The sequence below is a fragment of the Ureibacillus manganicus DSM 26584 genome (assembly GCF_000772945.1).
In the GTDB taxonomy this organism is placed as follows: domain Bacteria; phylum Bacillota; class Bacilli; order Bacillales_A; family Planococcaceae; genus Ureibacillus; species Ureibacillus manganicus.
The window spans coordinates 1-385 of the sequence record NZ_JPVN01000073.1; the positions used below are offsets into that span (position 1 = coordinate 1).

The 385-nt window shown below is 54.3% G+C and carries 3 tRNA genes; all 3 read left to right on the top strand.

Features of this window, described 5'->3' with window-relative positions:
* Nucleotides 1–68 precede the first annotated feature (68 nt).
* The 3 genes from CD29_RS19410 to CD29_RS19420 all read left to right on the top strand — a co-directional run bounded on the left by CD29_RS19410 (nt 69) and on the right by CD29_RS19420 (nt 322).
* Nucleotides 69–144, top strand: a tRNA-Ala gene (locus CD29_RS19410).
* 21 nt (nt 145–165) lie between these two features.
* Nucleotides 166–242, top strand: a tRNA-Met gene (locus CD29_RS19415).
* A 3-nt stretch (nt 243–245) separates the two neighbouring features.
* Nucleotides 246–322: transfer RNA gene (locus tag CD29_RS19420), tRNA-Ile, on the top strand.
* The last annotated feature ends 63 nt before the right edge of the window (nt 323–385 follow it).

A 385-nucleotide genomic window follows, 5' to 3' on the forward strand; every position in this document is an offset into this window, starting at 1 on the left:
TGGTTTGGGACCAAGGGGTCGCAGGTTCGAATCCTGTCTTCTCGACCATAGTAAAGTAGTAAAGTATTGGGGCCTTAGCTCAGCTGGGAGAGCGCCTGCCTTGCACGCAGGAGGTCAGCGGTTCGATCCCGCTAGGCTCCACCAATATAAAATAGTCTTAATTTTGGCGGCGTAGCTCAGCTGGCTAGAGCGTACGGTTCATACCCGTAAGGTCGGGGGTTCGATCCCCTCTGCCGCCACCAACTGGACCTTTAGCTCAGTTGGTTAGAGCAGACGGCTCATAACCGTCCGGTCGCAGGTTCGAGTCCTGCAAGGTCCACCAATTAGAGATATAAAACGGAGGCGTACCCAAGTGGCTGAAGGGATCGGTCTTGAAAACCGACAG